Below are 3,535 nucleotides of genomic sequence, written 5' to 3'. Positions count from 1 at the left end.
ATTTCCGGCTTGGCGGTCATTTTTCATCTTTCTAGCGAAATCACCTGCTGCCCCCGCCGCACTATCAAGCGGAACCGGAGCAACGAGCACACGAATCAGGCGACCCCCACCAAAGGCAGGGAATCAGAGCGGACGCCTCCCCGCAAGGTCCGCCAAACGTCTGTCCAAGGGCAACGCCCTGCCCTGAACCGGAAGCTTCGAGCTTTTGCGCCTGTTTCAGTCGTTCCAGGGGCTATTGTCGTCGTCAAAAAGCCTTTGTCGCATGGGGGAGCCTGATACTCAAACAGCCAGACCCGGTCGGGCCTGCGACTCCTCGTTTCGGGATAGATACAGGTCGCGCAGATCACGCTGTCTGAGCATGAGGTCCAGGATGCCATCCCTCGATTGCCGGATATGACGGCGGGATTCGCGGCAGGCTGTGTCGGCGTCCCCGGCAGCGATCGCTTCAACAATCATATGATGGTCGTCACGCGCCGCCTTCCAGTCGTTCAGCTGGGTCAATTCCATCCACACATAGACTTGGCACTTGTCCAAAAGTCCGTTCAGCATTTCCGCGAGCATGACGTTGGCGCTAAATCGCGCGATTGCGCGATGGATTTCCATGCCGGTCTGCATCTCCTCCAGCCGGGCACGGGGAGATGGGTCGATTTGCGCCAGGCGCTCGCAATCCGCGACCAAGCCGCGCAGCAGTTCCACTTCATCGATGGTGATACGGGCGATCGCCAAGGTCGTCGCATAGGCGTCCAGCTCTGCCCGGATGTCGAAGACGTTCCGGAGCATCGTTTCGTCAAATTGAACCACCGCAAATCCCGTGCGGGGACGTTCGACCACAAGCCCGTCACGCTCCAATCGATTAAGTGCCTCGCGCACCGGCGTCCGGCTGACCTGAAGCTGTTCGACGAGCTCGAGTTCCGTAATTCGTCTGCCCGGTGACAGCTGCCCGGTCACGATCATCGCTTTGATCGATTCGTAGGTCGACTGACGCAAATGTCCGCGGGCAACGTCGTTCATCGGGGCTCCTAACACCGGCTGGCGTCAACGCGGCAAATAGGTACCGGTTGACTCACGCATTCACAAGCGCATAGTGTATACAACAAAGTATTCAAAAAATGTAGCCAATTGCTGCCCTAACCGGAAGGGAAGTTGGGCAGGCTGGGGGAGCGTCATTGATGCAAGCGGACATAGTGGTCACGAGCGCAAAGATTCTGACCATGGACCCGGCCAGGCCGGCGGCTTCTGCGATGGCCGTCGCAAATGGACGAATTCTCGCTGTTGGCGACGCAACCGAAGTGCTGCCGTTTGCCGGCAATTTGACGCGGATGATCGACGCTGCCGGCCGAAGCGTGCTGCCGGGCTTCATCGAAGCGCACATGCATGTGTTTGGCGGCGGCGCCATCCTCAATGACCTGTTGCTGACGGGCACGAAGGGTAAAACCGCGATCCGCGAAAAAGTGCGGGCTCACGCCGCGGCAAATCCGGAAGCGAAGGTCCTTTTTTGCCAGGGTGCCGACTATGACATGCTCGATGGCAGCCCGATCGACCGGTATTTTCTCGACAGCATCCTCGATGACCGGCCCCTGGCCTTCGTGGCCTTTGACCATCACACAATGTGGGCCAACACCATACTGCTAGAGGAAGTCCGGCTTCTCCACGGCAAAGCCCTGGGCCCCGGCAACGAGGTGGTCATGGGCGGCGATGGCCTTGCTACCGGCGAACTGCGCGAAGTCGAGGCCTTCGGACCGGTCAATGTCTATGCCGGCACATTTCGTTCGTCGCTGGGGCTTTCCACGGGAGGCGAGCCGCCCGAACCGCCAACGCCAGAGGAAAGGGCGCTGGACCGGGCGTCCATAAAAGCCGCCCTGGCCTGGTGCGCCAGGCACGGGATCACGTCGATCCACAACATGGACGGAAATCTTTACACACTGGAACTGCTCGACGAGATCCAGGAACAGGGCGCCCTGCTCTGCCGCGTCAAGGTTCCCTTCCATTTCAAGAACTTCATGACGGTCGACATGCTGGAAAAGGCGTCCCGCATGAATGACGACTATCGCGGGGACTGGCTGAACTCCGGTCTCGTGAAGGCTTTTTATGACGGCGTGATCGAAGGCTACACCGCTTATCTCGTCGACGGCTATGCAGACCGGCCCGACTTCACCGGGGAACCGCTCTTCACGCAGGCCCAATTCACGGAAATGGCGACCGAGGCGGACCGGCGCGGTCTGCAGATCGCCGTGCACGCGATCGGCGACGGTGCGGTGCGCGCGGTCCTGAACGGCTATGAAGCCGCCATGAAGGCCAATGGCCCGCGGGACGCGCGCCACCGGATCGAGCATATCGAGGTCATCCAGCCCAACGACATTCCGCGCTTTGCTGCCCTTGGCGCGATCGCGTCCATGCAGCCGCCGCATCCCCCGGGCGTGATGGATTTCCCGCTTGAACCGGCCAAGACCCGCATCGGGCCCGATCGCTGGCCGCTTGCCTATGCCTGGCGGACTTTAAAGCAGGCGGGAGCCCATGTTGTCTTTGCGTCGGATTGGCCGGTGGCGCGGATTGACGTCCTGGCCGGCATCCATGCGGCCGTCAACCGCGAGCCCTGGGCGCCGCATCTGCCAGACCAGAGCTACACCCTCCACGAGGCGATTGCCGCCTATACGATCGAAGGTGCCTATGCCGAACACGCGGAGGACCGGAAGGGACAACTCAAACCCGGTCATTTCGCCGATTTTGTCCTCCTATCCGGCGATATCGAGGCCGTTTCACCCGGGGAGATCAACACCCTCTCACCTGCACTCACCGTCTGCGGCGGTCGCGTTACCTTCGAGGCCTGATATGCTGGCATTGTCCCAACCCACCCAACCGCAAACCGCGGATCGTCGCCTGGCGATCCAGGCGATCGGCCTGCAAAAGAGTTATGGCACCGGCGCCTCGGCCTTCCTGGCGCTTGACGATGTGTCGATCGACATTACCGAAAACGAGTTCTTTACGTTGCTGGGCCCGTCCGGTTGCGGAAAAACGACGCTTTTGAGGCTGATCGCTGGGTTCAACTTTCCGACCAATGGACAAATCCTGCTCCGCGGCAAGGACATTGCGGCGCTTCCGCCGTTTCGGCGGCCAATCAACACGGTTTTCCAGAACTACGCGCTCTTTCCCCACATGTCTGTCGCCGAGAACATCGGTTTCGGACTGAAAATGCTGGGCTGGACGAAGTCCAGGTGCGTGGATCGCGTGGCCGCGATGCTGAAACTCGTGCGGATGGAAACGCTTGCCGACCGGCGGACCAGTGAGATCTCCGGCGGGCAGCAGCAGCGTGTCGCCCTGGCCCGCGCTCTGGCTCCGCAACCGGAAGTGCTTTTGCTCGATGAACCGTTGTCGGCCCTCGACTACAAGCTGAGAAAGGAGATGCAGGTCGAATTGAAGCGACTCCAAACTGAAACCGGCATCACGTTTATTTTCGTGACGCACGATCAGGAGGAAGCCCTGGCAATGTCCGACCGCATTGCCGTCATGAACCGTGGGCGGGTGCTCCAGGTTGGCC

Annotated in this window: 3 protein-coding genes; 2 read left to right on the top strand and 1 reads right to left on the bottom strand. The window is 60.6% G+C overall.

What is annotated here, in order from left to right:
• Positions 1-279: 279 nt before the first annotated feature.
• Positions 280-1,011 (bottom strand): GntR family transcriptional regulator, encoded by a 732-nt coding sequence (locus EOA33_RS28465; protein ID WP_127407153.1) that lies wholly within the window; start codon positions 1,009-1,011, stop codon positions 280-282.
• A 158-nt stretch (positions 1,012-1,169) separates the two neighbouring features.
• Here EOA33_RS28465 and EOA33_RS28460 point away from each other — a divergent pair, with 158 nt between their 5' ends.
• Positions 1,170-2,828, top strand: a complete 1,659-nt coding sequence (locus tag EOA33_RS28460; RefSeq protein WP_127407152.1) for an amidohydrolase — start codon at positions 1,170-1,172, stop codon at positions 2,826-2,828.
• A gap of 1 nt (position 2,829) precedes the next feature.
• Positions 2,830-3,535, top strand: a 706-nt coding sequence (locus tag EOA33_RS28455; RefSeq protein WP_127407151.1) for an ATP-binding cassette domain-containing protein, incomplete at its 3' end; no start/stop codon positions are given.

It is taken from the genome of Mesorhizobium sp. M4A.F.Ca.ET.050.02.1.1 (assembly GCF_003997725.1).
Classification (GTDB): domain Bacteria; phylum Pseudomonadota; class Alphaproteobacteria; order Rhizobiales; family Rhizobiaceae; genus Mesorhizobium.
Note: the sequence above shows the minus strand (reverse complement) of the source record. Positions and strands in the feature narration are given on the sequence as shown.